15 protein-coding genes are annotated in these 18795 nt (G+C 41.7%); 1 reads left to right on the top strand and 14 read right to left on the bottom strand.

The genetic code is table 11. From position 1 onward, the window contains the following. Positions 1-32 precede the first annotated feature (32 nt). Together parC and parE are read right to left on the bottom strand one after the other, a co-directional pair. Positions 33-2501, bottom strand: coding sequence for a DNA topoisomerase IV subunit A (gene parC, locus IE337_RS03710; protein ID WP_191136808.1), 2469 nt, complete (start codon positions 2499-2501; stop codon positions 33-35). Then, positions 2494-4542 (bottom strand): DNA topoisomerase IV subunit B, encoded by a 2049-nt coding sequence (gene parE / locus IE337_RS03705; RefSeq protein WP_191136807.1) that lies wholly within the window; start codon positions 4540-4542, stop codon positions 2494-2496. The genes parC and parE overlap by 8 nt, the downstream gene beginning before the upstream one ends. 218 nt (positions 4543-4760) lie before the next feature. Here parE and plsY point away from each other — a divergent pair, with 218 nt between their 5' ends. Further along, a complete protein-coding gene (gene plsY / locus IE337_RS03700) occupies positions 4761-5378 on the top strand; it encodes a glycerol-3-phosphate 1-O-acyltransferase PlsY (protein WP_057743341.1) in 618 nt (205 codons plus the stop codon). A 98-nt stretch (positions 5379-5476) separates the two neighbouring features. On the opposite strand, the gene IE337_RS03695 is transcribed toward plsY, so the two are convergent. The 12 genes from IE337_RS03695 to IE337_RS03640 form a co-directional block, all read right to left on the bottom strand. Beyond that, positions 5477-6349 carry an aldose 1-epimerase family protein gene (locus tag IE337_RS03695; protein WP_191136806.1) on the bottom strand — a complete coding sequence of 291 codons (873 nt, stop codon included), beginning with the start codon at positions 6347-6349 and terminating at the stop codon, positions 5477-5479. Between the two features lie 89 nt (positions 6350-6438). Beyond that, the gene (gene xerC, locus IE337_RS03690; RefSeq protein WP_191136805.1) at positions 6439-7350 is read right to left on the bottom strand and encodes a tyrosine recombinase XerC; all 912 of its coding nucleotides are present in this window, start codon (positions 7348-7350) and stop codon (positions 6439-6441) included. Between the two features lie 2 nt (positions 7351-7352). After that, entirely contained in the window at positions 7353-9476 is a 2124-nt protein-coding gene (gene topA, locus IE337_RS03685; protein ID WP_191136804.1) for a type I DNA topoisomerase, read from the bottom strand. A gap of 151 nt (positions 9477-9627) precedes the next feature. Further along, positions 9628-10482: a DNA-processing protein DprA gene (dprA, locus tag IE337_RS03680; RefSeq protein ID WP_191136803.1), complete on the bottom strand. Its 855-nt coding sequence runs from the start codon at positions 10480-10482 to the stop codon at positions 9628-9630. A gap of 151 nt (positions 10483-10633) precedes the next feature. Further along, positions 10634-13315, bottom strand: coding sequence for a cation-translocating P-type ATPase (locus tag IE337_RS03675; protein ID WP_191136802.1), 2682 nt, complete (start codon positions 13313-13315; stop codon positions 10634-10636). Positions 13316-13551: 236 nt separating this feature from the next. Beyond that, positions 13552-14316, bottom strand: coding sequence for a ribonuclease HII (locus IE337_RS03670; RefSeq protein WP_191136801.1), 765 nt, complete (start codon positions 14314-14316; stop codon positions 13552-13554). Then, positions 14309-15181, bottom strand: a complete 873-nt coding sequence (gene ylqF / locus IE337_RS03665) for a ribosome biogenesis GTPase YlqF (protein ID WP_057743321.1) — start codon at positions 15179-15181, stop codon at positions 14309-14311. The genes IE337_RS03670 and ylqF overlap by 8 nt, the downstream gene beginning before the upstream one ends. A gap of 16 nt (positions 15182-15197) precedes the next feature. After that, positions 15198-15419, bottom strand: coding sequence for a YozE family protein (locus tag IE337_RS03660; protein WP_072152979.1), 222 nt, complete (start codon positions 15417-15419; stop codon positions 15198-15200). A gap of 83 nt (positions 15420-15502) precedes the next feature. Then, complete coding sequence (locus tag IE337_RS03655) at positions 15503-16348, bottom strand: DegV family protein (RefSeq protein WP_057743315.1); 846 nt, start codon at positions 16346-16348, stop codon at positions 15503-15505. Between the two features lie 96 nt (positions 16349-16444). Continuing rightward, on the bottom strand, positions 16445-17290 hold the full coding sequence (locus tag IE337_RS03650; protein ID WP_191136800.1) for a DegV family protein: 846 nt from the start codon (positions 17288-17290) through the stop codon (positions 16445-16447). A 66-nt stretch (positions 17291-17356) separates the two neighbouring features. Beyond that, positions 17357-18223 carry a DegV family protein gene (locus IE337_RS03645; protein ID WP_191136799.1) on the bottom strand — a complete coding sequence of 289 codons (867 nt, stop codon included), beginning with the start codon at positions 18221-18223 and terminating at the stop codon, positions 17357-17359. Positions 18224-18361: 138 nt separating this feature from the next. Next, entirely contained in the window at positions 18362-18784 is a 423-nt protein-coding gene (locus IE337_RS03640; protein ID WP_057743307.1) for a MarR family winged helix-turn-helix transcriptional regulator, read from the bottom strand. Between the last annotated feature and the right edge of the window lie 11 nt (positions 18785-18795).

Below are 18795 nucleotides of genomic sequence, written 5' to 3'. Positions count from 1 at the left end.
AAAAGCCAAGACCAGAGTCTTAGCTTTTTCCATTAACTTGTGACAACTTGTACTTGGTATTTATGCATTGCAACAGGGACCCCATCCTTTTGGGTATCAATCACAAAACTACCATTGCTATAACGCTGACTCTTTGGATGATCCAGCGGATTAATATCAAATACCTTGTCCGAACTAGTCAACACAGTGACGGGACTCGGTTGTTTAGCATCCAGCCCTAGCATTGCAACCACTCGGTGAGAATCACGCTTAAGTTCACGCATAACCGCAACACCCTTTCGTGCCCGACTTGTTGTTGGTAGTTCGTCGATACTCATCCACTTAAAGGCCCCACGATTTGTCATGAGTGCAATTGCAATCGGTTGCTGGGTGTCGTTAAGTGCCAAGCCGGTCATCATATCTTCTTCACTACTCAACGCCATTGCTTTAACACCAGCAGTACGGGCGCCAGACACTGGTACCTCATCCAACGCATAACGTAGTCCATTGGCTTGGTATGAAGTCAATACAACTTCATATTGCGCCACTTTCGTTTCGTCGAACCACATTGTATCAACGACATAAGCACTGTCTGATTTTAACTTAATAAATGGTGTAGGCTTCTTGCGATACGTTGATTTAGGCGCCAAGTCATTAAACTTCGTCCGCTTAATGAGCCCATCCGATGTTGCGACCACCCATTCACCATCGAGTTGATCAACATCTTGTACAACCTTCACCGCAATAATTAATTCATCAGGATTGAGACCAGTAATCGTCTGTGAAAGGTGTTCACCAGCTTCCTTCCAACGGACTTCAGCAATTTCATGCACTGGACGATAAACAACGTTACCCCGATCAGTAAACATAAAGACGTGCTGCAAAGTGTTCACTCGATCAACAAACACAATCTCATCATCCTCGCGCAACCCATTCTCATCCCCTGATGCTGTATATGAACGAATTGAAGAACGCTTAACATAACCTGACTTAGATACCAAAAGCATGACATCTTCATCAACCACCGTTACGGTTTGATCAATCTTAAGTTCTTGCACTTCATCTTCAATATCTGTCATTCGATCAGTTGCATATTCTTTACGAATCGCTTTCAATTCATTGCGTAAGACTTTTCGCAATTCTTTTGGATCAGACAGGATTAAATTGTATTGTGCAATTTTTTGATTGAGATCATCAAATTCCTTTTGTAATTGTGTCACGTCGGTATTCGTCAAACGATACAATTGCATCGTAACGATTGCCTCGGCTTGTGCCTCTGAAAAATCATATTGATCCATCAGGTTTTGTTTAGCACTCTTCCGATCTTCTGAAGCACGAATTGTCGCGATAACTTGATCTAAAATAGACATGGCTTTAATCAAACCAGCAACAATATGCTGCCGATCCTGTGCCTTGGCTAAATCAAACTCGGTTCTTTTTGTGATAATTTCAACTTGGTGCTCCAAAAAGGCTGACAAAGCTGTTTTTAAACCGATTCGCTCTGGACGCTGATTATGGATGGCAACCATATTGAAATTATACGTAATTTGCAAATCTGTTTTCTTGAAAAGATATGCCAAAATTCCTTGGGCATTGGCATCTTTGCCTAATTCAATCACAATTGACAAGCCATCACGATCAGATTCATCACGAACCTCAGTAATACCTGCGACGTCTTTGTTCAATCGAATTTCATCGATTTTCTTTACAAGGGCAGCTTTATTGACTTCGTACGGAATCTCAGAAATTTCAATCTGTGACTTCCCCGCTTTTAACGGTTTAATTTCAGTTTTCGCACGGACAACGATGCGACCACGTCCATCTTCATAAGCTGAGCGAATCCCATCAATTCCTTGAACAATCCCACCAGTAGGAAAATCCGGACCTTTAACAAAGTCCATCAATTCATCCAGTGTGGCTTTAGGATGCGCTAAAAGATAAACCAAAGCATCGATGACTTCCCCTAAGTTATGTGGGGGGATTTCTGTGGCATATCCCGCTGAAATTCCGGTTGAACCATTTACTAGGAGGTTCGGGAAATGGGCGGGTAGTACCGTTGGTTCGTATTCGGTATCATCGAAATTCAAAACCATTTCAACCGTATCTTTATCTAAATCACGCAGCATTTCCCCTGCTAGTTTAGACAAACGTGCCTCGGTATAACGCATTGCAGCTGGCGGATCATTATCAATTGATCCGTTGTTTCCGTGCATCTCAATTAATGGTGCCCGTAGTTTCCAATCTTGTGACATGCGAACCAAGGCTTCATAGATTGATGAGTCCCCATGCGGGTGGAAATTACCCATCACGTTACCAACGGACTTGGCCGACTTACGAAAGGCCTTATCATAGGTATTCCCATCTTTGAACATCGCAAATAGGATACGACGTTGGACGGGTTTTAGACCATCACGAATATCAGGCAAGGCACGTTCTTGAATGATTGATTTTGAGTATCGACCAAATCGGTCACCCATCACTGTCTCAAGACTTATTTCTTGAATGTTTCCTGCTTCAGACATCACGTTCCTCCTGATCTTGCCAAGTTTCAATAACTGGCGGCACAAAATCTAAGGCAGTTTGTTCCGCATTACTTGGCTGACTTTCTTCTTTGGCTTCATCAAGCAAGGTATCATTTTCATCGCTTAAATTGAACGCCACATTGGATTCAATCCACTTTCGACGTGGTTCAACCTTATCACCCATCAACGTTGTCACGCGCTTTTCAGCAACCATAGCATCGTCAATTTTAACCCGAATCATTGTTCGTAGTTCTGGATCCATGGTTGTCGCCCATAACTGTTCGGCGTTCATTTCACCAAGCCCTTTAAATCGTTGCAAAGTATAGCCACGGCCCATTTCAGCCTGACGTTCTGCTAATTCCGCATCAGTCCAAGCATATTCAATATCCGTCGCTTTTTTACCATTTTTCTTACGCAACATATACAAAGGTGGTAAGGCGATGTAAACCTTGCCTGCTTCAATCAAAGGACGCATGTACTTGTAGAAGAAGGTCAACAACAAAATCTGAATATGCGCACCGTCATCATCCGCGTCGGTCATAATAATGACTTTATCATAATTAATATCATCAATATTAAAGTCTGCGCCAACTCCAGCCCCAATCGTATAAATAATCGTTGAAATTTCTTCGTTCTTCATAATATCAGCTAACTTGGCCTTTTCCGTATTCAATACTTTTCCACGGAGCGGTAAGATGGCTTGGAACTTACGGTCACGACCTTGTTTGGCAGAACCTCCGGCAGAATCACCCTCGACTAAGAACAATTCATTTTTCTTAGCGTTTTTTGATTGGGCCGGTGTTAGTTTTCCAGATAATAGTTGTTCTTTCTTACCACGTTTCTTACCATTTCGTGATTCCTCACGGGCTTTTCGCGCAGCTTCACGGGCTTCACGGGCACGTAATGCCTTTCGAATTAACCCCTGGGAGAATTCACCGTTCTCCATCAGATAGAACCCAAGTTGTTCAGAAATAACATTATCCACAATTGAACGTGCTTCAGGTGTGCCTAGTTTATCTTTTGTTTGCCCTTCAAACTGCAAAAGGTCTTCAGGAATACGTAAAGAAATAACTGCTGATAACCCTTCACGCACATCAGAACCTTCCAAATTTTTGTCTTTATCCTTTAGTAAATTCACCTTGCGGGCATATTCATTAAAAGCTTTCGTCCAGGCTGCACGTAATCCCGCTTCATGAGTTCCCCCACCGGGCGTACGTACGTTGTTGACGAATGACATCATGGTTTCAGAGTAACCGTCGTTATATTGGGCAGCTACTTCAACCTCAACCCCTTGCTCAGTCCCATCAAAATACATGACATCCCCAAGGACATCCTTATCTTCGTTCAAGTATTTGACGAAAGCTTGAATCCCTTCAGGGTAGTGATATACTTCGATACGTTCTTGGCCTGGTCGTTCATCAGTCAAAGTCACCTTCACATCTGGCAACAAAAAGGCTGATTCACGCAGACGTTCAGCTAGCGTATCAAAGTTGTAAATCGTGGTTGAAAAAATGGTTGGGTCTGGCTTAAACGTCACCGTCGTTCCTGACGGTTCCTTGGTTTTACCCAAGTCGTCCAAAGTGCCATCTGGGTGGCCCCCATCCACAAACTTTTCTTGATACTTTTTACCATCCCGAACAATGGTAACGGTCAACCATGATGAGAGGGCATTCACGACTGAAGACCCCACCCCGTGTAAGCCACCAGAGGTCTTATAACCACCTTGACCAAATTTTCCACCTGCGTGCAAAACTGTCAAAATGACTTCTGGTGTTGGTTTACCGGATGCATGCATACCAACAGGCATACCACGTCCATGATCGACAACAGTAATCGCATTGTCAGCATGAATAGTCACATCAATTTCGTCACCAAATCCTGCTAATGCTTCGTCGACGGCATTATCAAAGATTTCATATACGAGATGGTGTAGCCCTTTTCCATCTGTTGAGCCGATATACATTCCTGGTCGCTTTCGAACAGCTTCTAACCCCTCAAGGACCGTTATGGAATCATCCGAATACGTATTTTGCTTTGCCATGGATGTTTCCTCTTTCTTCTTACATTATTTTTAACTAACTTAAATGTGTTATTAAGTGTGCGCCTTCGCACATTCGTTCTTCATATTAGCCTAACTTCTTGATGATTGGCAAGTGAATTAATAAATTCTCAAACTAAATTTTTTTCCAAACGTGTCTAAGCGTGCTAAAATAAAACTTGCACGCAATTATTCCGTCATTATACAAAAAGAGGTTTCGCATGACATTAATGCACTATTTAATTAGTTTGGGATTGGCATACTTAATTGGGTCTATCCCATTTGGATATATTATCGGAAAAGTCTTCTTCCATAAGAATCTACTAAAACTTGGTTCAGGTGGTATCGGAACAACCAATACCCTTCGTAATTTAGGCTTACCTGCAGGTATCATCGTCTTATGCTTAGATGTGCTTAAGGGATCGGCCGGAGCTTTGATGGCTTGTCTGTGGGGACCTATCCCAGCTGACTACTGGTATTTCGCAGTTGGTGTCGGGGCAATCATTGGTCACACATACTCAGTCTGGATTGGCTTCAAAGGTGGCAAAGCCGTGGCAACTTCGCTCGGCGTCCTTATGGTTTACAGCCTTCCAATGGTTGGTATCGCCATGCTGGCCTTTGGTATCGCAGTCTTCTTGACAAGTATGGTTTCAGTTGGTTCAATGGCTGGTTTCATTTCCGTCACGATTGCTGCACTCCTTTACCAAGACTGGGCACTCTTCATTGTTGCCCTGATCCTAACGATTTTTGTGATATATCGCCATCGTGGTAATCTCAAACGCATTAAAAATGGGCAGGAAAATTTGATTCCTTTCGGTCTAGTTTATTGGGCTAAATAAATTGAAAGCAAAACGCATATCAAAAGATATGCGTTTTTTTATGTTCATTAAAAAAATCATTAGTCATTCAGAATGGCTAATGATTTTGCATAACTATTTTAAAAGAAGCTAATTGAATATGAGCCTGTAAAGGTTTGTGCTGGAGCCAAACGATTGATGGCATACTTATGCTCAATATTACTATCCGCATCCACTGTATCCGCGATGCCCCACCATGGTTCCATACAAATAAATGGTGCGTCCTTCGCATAAGGCGTCCAAATACCAACATACTTGGCATTTTGAACATGCATGGTTACCCCATGTGAGGCTGTCTTCTTAGATAAAACCAATGTTGTTGGGTTACCATCTGTTCGTAGAATCTTAGCATCATCACGATAGTCGTTACGATCGAGTTGGAGTGGTTCCCGTGCATCGTAACTGTCCTCAATATTATTATCAAGATATGGACCAACTAATTGCGCTGTTGGATAGATACGCTGTGGGTCGACGTTTATATAGTATTCATTAAATTCAGCCAATGACACTTTAAAGGCTGGATGTCCGCCAACTGAGAAATAAATATCATGTGTGTCTGTGTTTGTGACCGCATAAGCAATTCCTAATGTATCTTGATCCGTTAAACGATACACAACGTCAAATTGAAAACGAAATGGATAAATGGAACGCGTTTCAGGTGAATCGACTAAGCGTAGTCGCGCTGTTGTCTCAGTATGTTCAACTAATTCAAAAGCATTATCACGCGCAAAACCGTGTTGCGTCATAAAATAAGTCTTATCACGATACTTATAGCGATCTCCCTTTAAGCGTCCAACAATTGGAAACAAGTTAGGTGCGTGGCGACCCCAAATCGTTGGATCACCTTCCCACAAGTACTCATAACCACTTTCCTTATTTTTAACACTTGTGAGCTCTGCTCCTTGTGTTGAAATTTCAACTGCCAAACTGCCATTATCTAACAAAACTGCCATGGCCAACCTCCAACTGCATTTATTTCGATATCTTATTCTTTATTCTATCAAGTATTCAACAATTGTCTAGTCCAATTTCGTGCAGTTTTTCACTCATTCGCGCGTGGGAAAAATTTACGATAATTTTCTTGTAGCGATTGTGTTGTTACATGCGTATAAATTTGTGTCGTACTCAAGCTACTATGCCCGAGCAGTTGCTGCACAGTCCTTAAATCGGCGCCATTGTTCAATAAATCAGTTGCATACGTATGTCGGAACATGTGCGCGGAAATATTCTGGGTTAGACCAGCTTGCTTACCCAACTTTTTCAGCACATATTCGATGCCACCAGTTGCCAAAGGTTTTCCGCGCTGGTTGAAGAGCAAATGATTCGGGTTGCTATCTGCTTGCATTAATTGTAATCGACCATCACTAAGATAGTGTTCAAGTGCTTTTTGCGCATACTGGCCATACGGTACGATGCGCGTTTTATTTCCCTTACCTGTGACCGTAATAATTTTAGCCCGCTGATCAATCATCGATAATTCAAGTCCAGCAAGCTCAGAAACCCGCATACCTGTCCCGTACAATAACTCTAAAATTAATAAGTTACGTTGTCCGAGAGCCGTTTGATCTGACTGAGCAACCTCGAAAAGGCGATTCAATTCTTTTTCATAAAAATAGCGTGGCAAATGTTGCCCCGCTTTTTTTAATTGGACCCCTTCAAAAGGGTTATGATCGATTGCGTCATTGCGCTCCAAAAATTCGTAGAACGAGCGTAAGGAGCTCACTTTTCGGGCAATCGTCCGGGTACTATCACCTCGTTCGTATAGATGCGACAAAAACACCCGCACGTCTAACGCAGTAACCGCCGTTAAATCAACTGTTTCATCTTGGTCATTGGTTTCACCTAAAAATTGAACAAACTCATAAATATCAGACTTATACGCCCGTTGCGTGTCGTCTGAATACTGACGCTCAACTTTTAAGTAGTCTAAAAAGCGCTCAATATAATCAAACATCACTATGCCTTTGCCGTTTCTGCATTGTCTGTGGTCTCAGACTTTGCCTCAGTAGCTTGATCATCTTTTTTGGGTGTCGTTCCATCCGGCAGTGTGTCTTTCGTGGGCTTATCCCATGTCACGAAGTCACAATCAGGATATCGTGAACATCCATAGAAAGTTCGTCCACGACGGGTCTTACGTTCAACGACTTCGCCGGTCTTACATTTTGGACAAGTCAAACCGATTTGCTCAACAATTGTCTCTGTATAACGACAATCTGGGAAACGAGAACAAGCCTTAAACTTTCCATAACGACCAAGTTTAATCAAAATTGGTGCGCCACAGACGGGACAATTTTCACCAGCCAGCTCGTCTTTAAGCACCACTTTGTCCATCTCAGTTTCAGCAGTAGCAAGTTCCTTTGAGAATGGCTTATAGAAGTCATCAACAACAGTCACCCAATTTTTGTCGCCCTCTTCAACTTCATCAAGTTCATTTTCTACTCGGGCTGTGAATTTCACGTTTGTAATATCTGGGAAAAATTCATCCATCGTTCCTTGAACGAGTTCACCAATCTCTGTGGGCACAAACTTCTTAGCATCGCGCTTCACATAAGCCCGTTTTTGAATGGTTTCAATGGTTGCTGCGTAAGTTGAGGGACGCCCCACACCATTTTCTTCTAACGCTTTAACCAAAGCTGCTTCAGTATAACGAGCAGGCGGTTGCGTAAAGTGTTGATCTGGTGAAAGTTGTTCCATCGTTACAACATCCCCAACCACTAATTCAGGAAGTTTATTGTCCTTTTCACGGGCAGACGGGTACGCTTTGGTAAACCCTTGGAACTTCGTCTTTGAACCATTAGCACGGAATTGAACGTCATTTTGTTCAATCGTTACCGCCATCGTATCCAATACTTCTGGTGTCATTTGTGATGCGACAAATCGTGACCAAATCAATTGATATAACTTAAATTGATCGTTCGTTAACTTATCTTTAACTGAAGCCGGTGTGCGATAAACTGAAGTTGGCCGAACAGCCTCGTGGGCATCTTGGGCCCCTTCCTGTGGCTTTCCTTGAACTGGTTTAGAAGCTGCATATTCTTCACCATATTCTGAATGAATAAAGTGCGCTGCATCATTTTTAGCGATACTAGAAATACGTGTCGAATCGGTACGCATGTACGTAATTAATCCGACCGATCCTTCTTTACCGCCCAAATTAATACCTTCATACAATTGTTGCGCAGCCATCATCGTTTTTCGAGCTCGGAAGTTCAGTTGATTATTGGCTGCCTGTTGCATAGTTGACGTTGTAAATGGCGGCTGTGGGTTCCGACGACGCTCTTTGGCTTCAACTTTAACAATCTCAAAGTCGCCATTTTGGTCCAACCGCTTGATAATATCTTGGACCGCTTCATTGTCTGGCAAATCCATTTTTTTACCAGCTAAGCCCCAGAAATCAGCCTTGAATTTCGAACGATTCTTTTTGAATTGTGTATCAAGGGTCCAGTATTCTTCCGGTTGAAAGGCCTGGATTTCATGCTCACGATCGATGACAAGCCCCAACGCAATTGTTTGAACACGACCTGCTGACAAGCCCGGTTTTACCTTTTTCCACAAAATTGGTGAAATTGAATACCCTACAAGTCGGTCAAGTACGCGTCGCGCTTGTTGCGCATCAACTAGATTCATGTCAATTTTACGTGGCTTTTTAAAGGCGTCTTTCACGGCATCCTTGGTAATTTCATTAAAGACCACTCGATTTTCGCCAGCATCCATATCTAAGTCTAGGATATTTGATAAATGCCACGCAATCGCTTCCCCTTCACGATCCGGGTCGGATGCCAGATAAACATGATTGGCCGCTTTGGCCTCTTTTTTAAGACCTTTAATAATGTCGCCTTTTCCACGAATATTAATATATTTTGGTGTATAGTCATGTTCAATATCGACACCCATCTGTGATTTTGGTAAATCACGGATATGTCCGATACTTGCAACTACTTTATAATTACTTCCTAAATACTTTTCAATTGTTTTTGCTTTAGAAGGTGACTCCACAATAACAAGATTTTTTTTACGTTTAGTTGTTTTTTTTGTAGTTGCACGCTTGGTTGTCTTTTTTGTTTTGGTTGCTTCTACCATTTGCGCGCTCGCTTTCTTCATATATAGATTAATTTCATTCAGCTAAACTATACACCAGAAAGCACGTATTGCAAAGGTACAAGTGTCAGATTTAATTGCGTTCACCGTTTTAAAACGCCTTGTTCTGCCTAAATTCTGGGTAATACAGACCCTATTGTCGTTGGTTTACCTCCGTAAAATCTGTCACAGAGGTTAAAATTTGCGCCCCTTCCTGGACTAATTCAAAGCTTCCTGCATATGCTGCGTCTAACACGTCCCCCGGTATAACCCATATGTTACGATTTTCATCCAAAGCGATTTCAGCGGTTACCATAGTTCCTGATTTTTTTGCCGCTTGGCAAATAAAAATATCTTGAGTTAACCCAACGATAATCCGATTTCGTTCTGGAAAATGCCACTTTTTTGGACCAACCCAAGGCAAGTATTCAGACAATACCAATCCAACTTCACTAATACGATTCTGCAGTGCGCGATGTTCTTTGGGATAGCAACACTCAAGGCCAGTGCCCACTACGGCAATCGTATGACCCCGTTGTCCTAAGACTAAGCGATGCGTCACACTATCGACCCCAGCTGCATTTCCGGATATTACTGTAAAACCTTGTCTAACTAGTTCAGGTATCCAGGCCTTCAAGATTGCTCGTGTAGCATCCTTGATGTGGCGGCTGCCAACAATGGCAACTGTTTTAGTTTCTATCAAATTTAAATCGCCATTATAAAATAACACTAGCGGTGGTTGGGCTATATTTTTAAGTTGTTGCGGGTAACTAGGATCCATAATGGTCAGATACGGTTTGAACTGTAGTAAGCCCAACTGCTCAACCCAATTTGAATGGGTATACCATTGCTGTAATTTATAGCGCATTTCTAAAGTGAATGAACATTCATCAAGAAATGCCAATCGACAAGAAAATCTTTGGTGCGACACCGCCCATTGCCAAATTTTGTGGCGTTGCATCAATGACACTGGTAATAACATCAACCATAACAGAAACTCACGTTGCATATTTGCCCTCCCTCTTACATAAATAGAGACGACACTTGACCCATTTTTTTAATCAATCATTACAGAATAGTGGCAACCTATCGCATCTTCATTTCAATTCAGCAGTGACAATAAGCAAAAAAGCACCCCAATATGGGATGCTTAATCAATGCTATTGTTGTTTTGCCAAACGTCGACGTTGGAAGAACTTCACCACTTCTACAATTGGAATAATTGAGAATGAAGCCCCTAGCACCGTCAACCACTGGTGCCAGTCCAAACTTGTCACATGGAATACATCATTCAAACCTGGAATCAAGATTGTACCAGCCATCATCACAGCTGAAATTAGGATACTAATATTAAACGCTTTATTACTGAATGGTTTAATCGTAAAGAGTGATTGATAAATACTCTTTGAATTAAAGGCATGGAATAATTGAATCATTCCCAGTGTAACAAAGGCCATAGTTAGCGCATCAGCATGGATCGCTGCACTACCAGTATGCATTGGGAACGTTAATCCAATCCAGTAGACGAATAGGGTTAACCCGCCTTCAAGTAATCCTTGGTAAATAATTGAAGAACCAAGACCACCAGACATGAAATTAGTTGCGCGTCCACGCGGCTTTTGCTTCATGATTCCCGGCTCACCTGGCTCAACACCAAGTGCAATAGCAGGCAAAGTGTCAGTTACCAAATTAATCCACAAAATATGAACCGGTGCTAAAATGCTCCAGCCAAGTACAGTCATCATAAACAAGGCTAATACTTCTCCAAGATTTGCTGAAAGTAAATACTGGATAGCCTTTTGAATGTTAGAAAAGACTTTTCGACCTTCATCGACGGCATGCACGATGGTTGCAAAATTGTCATCGGCCAAAACCATATCTGAGGCCCCTTTAGACACCTCGGTCCCTGTAATCCCCATGGCAATTCCAATATCTGCTGTCTTCAAAGCTGGGGCATCATTCACACCATCTCCGGTCATCGCTACAACCTTGTTTTCATTTTGCCAAGCTTTAACAATGCGAACTTTATGTTCTGGTGCCACTCGTGCATAAACGGAATACTGGGCAACCTTTTTTTGATAGTCGTCATCAGACAAATCATCTAACTCAGCCCCAGTAATAATCGCCTCAGGTCCTTGTGAATCATCTAAAATACCTAAACGACGCGCTATTGCCTCAGCTGTAACCTTATGATCTCCAGTAATCATCAGCGTTCTGATACCAGCATCATGCGCTTCGGCTACAGCTTGTGCAACACCTTCACGTTCTGGATCAATCATCCCAACCAAACCAACAAATGTGAGGTTTGATTCCGTATTTTCTGATGTTAGCGTCTCAGGAACTGTTTCAAATTCGCGAATAGCAAAAGCTAGCACACGTAAGGCTTGCTTTGCTAAATCCTCATTAGTCTTTAAAATATTTTGTTTATCTACATCAGTTAGTTCGACGATTGTGCCATCAATTAATTGACTCGTTGCCCGTGCAATCAACTCATCAGGAGCACCTTTGACCGTAATCACATGCTTACCCTGCATATCGTGGCGCGTTGACATTAATTTACGTTCAGAATCAAATGGGATTTCGTCAAGGCGGGGGTAGTCACTCAGAATTTTGGCAACATCCTCACCTTGTGATTCATCAAATGTAATCAAAGCCGTTTCGGTTGGATCACCCAGCTTATCACCGTCTGCAGTGATTTGGGTGTCATTATTTAAGGCCATAACCGTCGCCAACATTTTGGCCGATCCAGCTAAAGACGTATTTGCGTCGTGTAACTGACCATCGGAATAGTATTTTTCAACGGTCATTTTATTCTGTGTCAATGTCCCGGTTTTATCGGAACCAATAATTTGTGTGGCACCCAATGTTTCCACAGCAGGTAATTTACGCATTAAGGCATGCCGCTTTGCTAAGCGTGTTGTCCCTAGCGCAAGCGTAATTGTTACAATGGCGGGTAATCCTTCCGGAATCGCCGCAACTGCCAATGAAATAGCAGTTAGTAACATATCCACAATCCGATTACCACCTGTTTCAGGTGACCGGAAAATTCCGACAACAAAGACAATGACTGCAATGATTAGAATAAGTACTGTTAGCGTCTTACCTAATTGCGCCAAGCTATCTTGCAAAGGTGTCCGAGTCGTTTGCGCATTGTCTAACATACCAGCAATTTTTCCAACTTCAGTATGCATCCCTGTTCCAGTAACAATACCTTCACCGCGGCCATGAGTTACATTTGAATTCATATAAGCTAAATTCGTACGATCACCCAATGGCAAGTCATCAGCTTGTAGTTGAGCTGCCTGCTTATTCACCGGTACAGATTCACCAGTCAATGCAGATTCTTCAATCTGTAGATTAGCAGCCATAGTTAGGCGCATATCAGCTGGGATCACATCTCCCGCTTCAAGCAAGACAACGTCTCCAGGCACCAACTTGGCTGCAGGCACAGAAATGATATTCCCATCACGGCGAACATTGGCATTGGGTGCTGACATTTTTTGCAATGAGTCAATAGCTTCTTCAGCTTTCGATTCTTGAAATACCCCAAAGATAGCATTTAAAATGACCACTGCCATAATAATCAATGCATCTGGTACTTCTCCGACCAGTGCCGAGATTATTGCGGCCGCAATTAGCACACCAATCATGAGATCTTTAAATTGATTCAAAAACTTCTGCCAGAGCGTTGTGTTTTTTTTACCCGTTAAAGCATTATCTCCATACTTTTCTAAACGTTGCTCAACATCATCAGTATCCAGACCATTACTCAAATTCGTTTGAAATTCGGTTTCAATGGATTCGACTGACTGTTGGTACAGCGGTACATCTTCTTTTCGCATATCCTATCCAATCCGACTTTTGATAAAAAAACAATCCACCATTGATGACAACATCAATAGTGGATTTGATTTTTATCCTTGCGTCTTTGACCCAAGAAGTCTCTGTTTATTTTGTTCACATCTAATTTTAACTTACTCTGATGTAAGACTCAAGTCTTTTAAGAGCCCCCTATCGCTTTAAACAAAAAACCCAATTTCATTTCTATCTTTTTAACAGGGGCTTCACCAACATGCAATTAAACATAACTTTTAACGGGCGCAAAAGTTTTTCGATGAATCGGTGAGGCTCCCAGCGTTTTAAGTCCATTTAAATGCTCTTTTGTTCCATAACCAGCATTATGCGCAAATCCATATCCAGGATACTCCTGATCATATTGGACCATTAGCTGATCACGATAATTCTTGGCAAGAATTGAAGCAGCACCAATACTGATACTGCGATCATCCCCTTTAATCAATTTTTCCTGAGGTAACGGTAAATCGACCGTCATCGCATCAATCACTAGACCATCAATGGATACTGTTAATTGCTCGATTGCTTGCTTCATCGCAATACGACTGGCTTCATAAATATTAACTTCGTCAATCGTTTGCGCATCAATCACGCCAAATGCATAATCGACAACCTCTGCTTTAATTTGTGCATCTAATGCTAATCGCTTCTTTTCAGTTAATTGTTTTGAATCATGCACTGCTAACAAATCAAACGTTTCATCAATCACTACGGCTGCTGCTACAACCGGGCCCGCTAAAGGTCCACGCCCGACTTCATCAACGCCAGCCAATCGTTGGCCCTGCGCCCAGGCTGTTTGCTCAAAACTTAGGCGTTGGTTAAAAGCTTCCGTCATTTCAGCATATTTTTCTTGCCGTTTATCATACTGAGCAATCAATTTTTGAACACCCGTTCGCGCATCTTGTCGCCACATTTGCACGGATTCATTTGAAGGTGTTTCTTGAAGCGCTGCCTTGATTTGAGCAATTGTTTGCCTAGAATCAGTCATCTACGACTTCTCCAATATGATCAGCGGGAACTTCTAACGTATACTGGCCAAGCTTACCGCGACGTAAGTCAATTAGCATTCTTTCTGCAGCACGATCGTAATCATCTTTGAAACCAAGTTTTTGTGTAATTAATAACAAAATTTCAACATCAGTCATGGTATCAAAACTATCTTCTGGCAAATGGTAGCGCTCTGTGATGGCCTTTGGATTATAATCACGCATAAATTTTAGCATGCCTAGGACAACATCATCGTTATTAATCAATTGATCCTTGATGGCTCCCGTCATGGCTAAATGTTCACCCACACGCTTATCCTCAAACTTAGGCCACAGCACACCCGGTGTATCCAAAAGTTCTAAATTAGTTGGTGTCTTCAACCACTGTAATTTTTTTGTTACCCCCGGACGGTCACCTGTAATTGCAACATTTTTTGTGACCAAATGATTCAATAACGTCGACTTACCAACGTTTGGAATTCCGGCAACAAGGGCTCGAATTGCCTTGTCTTTAACACCCTTTTCTGCTAAATTAGCCCACTTATCAGCTAGCACCTCACGTGCCGCTTTAGTCATGATTTGTGGCGTTTTATGTCCACGTGTATCTAATGCCACAACCGCTAAGCCTTGGTCCTTAAAGTATTGTACCCATTCCTTTGTTCGAGCTGGGTCCGCTAAATCAGTTTTGGTTAGGACCAATAAACGTGGCTTTTGTCCCAGCACCTCATCTAATTCAGGATTGCGTGAAGATGCAGGGATTCGCGCATCTACCAATTCAAACACGATATCGACGTGTTTCATATTTTCGCGCATCAACCGGAAGGCTTTCGCCATATGTCCGGGATACCATTGGATTATTTGTGCCATTGAGCACTCCTTTCAATTACGTTTCTGAAGCTAAATATTGAGACCAAGCTTCATCAAATGTGGTTACAGTATGTAAATAATTTGCATTTTCTTCCAAATAACGTGAGATTTCATCAAAATCACTGCTCTGCTTTGGAAATTGCTGGTCATAAAAGGCCCCATTTGCAAATGTTTGAACTTCATTGGCGGCAACGAGGTTACGTTGCGTCATCAACCAAGTATAGAATGGTCGTCGCATAATGACCCTCACTTTTATTTTATAGTTAATCCATTTTAGCACAAAAAAAGCAATTAACTGGATGTTAATTGCTAGATATTTGCTTAATTAACTTCGTAACTAATGCCTAATGCCCCTGGACCAGCATGTGTTGCCACAGTTGGTGAGGTTTCAAATACTTGAATACCAGCATCTGGGAAGATTTCTTGAACTTCCTTTGCCAGTTCTTCAATTTTTTCTTGAATACCAACATGGGCAAAGTTGATATATTTAATACCGGTTGGTTCAGCTTGCATTTGTTCGATAATTCCATTGATGTACTTTTTAATCGCTTTTGCGCCACGACCCTTAACTTCAACTTCAATATCTCCCTTAACAACATGGGCACCAACTTGAATATTCATCAAACCAGCAACAAAGCCAGCTGTCTTTGAAAGTCGACCACCCTTAACTAAATTATCTAATTCAGCAACTGTTAAATAAAGTTGAGTCTTATCATGAACCTCTTTGATTTTAGCTAAGATTTCTTCTTTTGAAGCACCAGTTTGAGCAAGCTGTGCGGCAGCCAAGGCTTGGAACCCTTCAGCACGATCAATAAAGTCAGAATCAAGAACTGTGACATCAGCATTTACCAACATTGCTGCTTGTTGCGCTGCATCCACTGTCCCTGACAAGCCCTTAGTTAGATGAATAGAGATAATCTCAGAACCATCTTTAGCTAAACGCTCATATGCTTCAGTGAACACGCCCAAAGGTGGTTGTGACGTGCTAGGCAAATTTTTTGCCTCCGCCATCTTCTCAACGAATTCTTCACGTCCAATGGTGACACCATCTTGATACACCGTTCCATCAATCATCACACTCAATGGAATTACCGTAATGCCGTATTTTTCGACTTCCTCTGGGCTAATCAAGGCCGTAGAATCAGTCACAATTTTTACCTGAGCCATATTTCTCCTCGCAGTCTGCAGTGTTTTCTTTTATTATGCCATATCTAAACAAAACCTGGCAATTGAAAGCTGGATAACGCGTAAATTTATCATCTTTTATTTTGTCTCATAAGCAATTGCTAAGGCGCCTGCCCCAGCATGTGTTGCAGAATTTGGTGATGTTTCAAACGTATGCACCGTAACATCTGGAAATGCCGTTTGTAGTGTCTCAGCTAATGCTTGTGCCTTTTCAGGAACACCAGCGTGTGAAACGTCAATTCGGTGCATCCCTTCTGGAATTGACTGCATTTCTGTAATTAGTTTATGCATATATTTTTTAATTGCCTTAACGCCACGAGCCTTTACATCAATCTTAAAACCGCCATCTTCAATATGAATACCAGCGTGAATGTTTAAGAGATTAGCCACGGCTCCGGCCGTCTTTGAAATACGTCCACCTTTAACAAGGTTATCCATTTCAGCAACAAAAATATGCGATACGGATTTCTCTCGAGTTAAAGCAATTTGCTTTAGAATATCATCTGTAGTGTCACCTTGTTGCGCGAGTTCAGCTGCAGCAAGAACTTGAAAAGCTTCGGCACGATCAATGAAGGTTGTGTCAATAACCGTTATATCACCATCAACTATTTCAGCCGCTTGTTTGGCAGCATTCACTGTTCCCGACAAACCAGCTGACATATGGATCGAAATGACGCTCGAACCATCTGAAACAAGCTGTTCATACACTTTAGTAAATTCACCAATTGGTGGTTGTGAAGTCGTTGGTAAAGCTTTCGCTGCTTTCATTTTATCAAGAAATTCATTCCGTCCGATTGTGATACCGTCTTGATAGAGCTCACCATCAATCATTAAACTCATTGGAATGACTGTCACGTTATAGGCTTCAACTTCTTCATCACTTAGAATAGCTGATGAATCAGTTACAATTTTTACATTTGACATTTCTTTTCCTCACTTTTAAAAAACTACACTACCATTATGGCACAATTTTTTAAAACTGGCGTAGCTTTATACGGAATCTGGTTCACGCATCCATCCTAAAGCCAATGAACCTGCGCCCAAATGTGTTCCGATTACAGGGCCAAAATAAGATAACTCAAATGTCACTTCTGGAAAACGTGTTTGCAATTCACTCATCCATTTTTCTGCTTGTTCAGCATTATTTGAATAAATCACAATCGCATGGATTGGGTAATCAACTTCAGCAATCGCATTTTCAAATAGTTGTTCGGTGCGTGCTAACGCTTTTTTCATTGAACGAACCTTTTCAAAAGGCACAATATAATTTGTTTCTGGATCAAATGTTAAAATCGGTTTCACCTTTAACATTGTCCCAACTAATGCTGAAGCATTAGATAAGCGTCCACCTCGTGATAAGTTTTGCAAATCATCAACAACAAAATATTCATCAATCGTTTCACGTAAGGCGTCAAGCGTATGGGTAATCGTTTCAACACTTGCCCCTTCTTGCGCCATCTGAGCCGCTTTAAGGACTAACTGTCCCATTATCCTAACAGTTAACTTAGAATCATAAGCATGCACTTTAAAATCAGAAATAGACGTGGCTAATCCTGCCACAGTCTGACCAGCACCTGAGATAGTCGATGAAAGGTTAATCACAAGGGCTTCATCATAGCCTGCTTGCTTCAGACGTTCAAACAACGTTAACCATTCGCCAACTGCAGGCTGTGATGTCGTTGGAAAGTGTTCGGCTTGCGCCAAAAGATCATAAAACGATTCCCGTTTAAGATCGATTCCTTCCTGATATGTCGTGCCGTCAATAATGACCGGAATTGGCACAACTTCAATTTTTAAATTTTTAATTTCATCTGCCGTTAGGTACGCAGTTGAATCAGTTACAATGGCGACCGTCATAAGCCACCTCCTTTTCAATCGTTTCTGAAAACCTTTCATATTCTATCATAATTTCGACTTATAAATATATAGCAAACTAAACGACAAATAACGTCCTCATAGTTTTATCACAAAAAAAGCAGCCGAATTTGGCTGCTTTTAAACAATGTCATTTGTATTCAGTGAATTTTCTAAACGATTCAATAAAATCGTCATCATCCTTTGTTCATCTTCCGACCAAACAGAAAAAACATGCTTACGATATACTTGTGCTTGTTGCGTCAATGTTTTTAAAACGGTCTGTCCCGTTTCTGATAGCGAATATTTGCGCTGCCGGTTATCTCGATTGATGGCGACACTTTCCACATATTCCTTCTTACCTAGAGCCTTAAGTTGTCGTGATAGCGTCGAAGGATCTAACTGCATCACCTGGGCTAATTTATCCTGTGTGTCGGCACCCTGCGCGAGTGCGTCTAGTAAATGCCATTCGGCCAGGGTTACATTATTTTTTTTTGACAATTTCAATAATTTCATCTGATAGATTTTATTCGCATCCTGCAAAGATTTTAAAATCGTTTTCATACCAAAGCTCC

It is taken from the genome of Weissella viridescens (assembly GCF_014789145.1).
GTDB lineage: Bacteria > Bacillota > Bacilli > Lactobacillales > Lactobacillaceae > Weissella > Weissella viridescens.
Note: the sequence above shows the minus strand (reverse complement) of the source record. Positions and strands in the feature narration are given on the sequence as shown.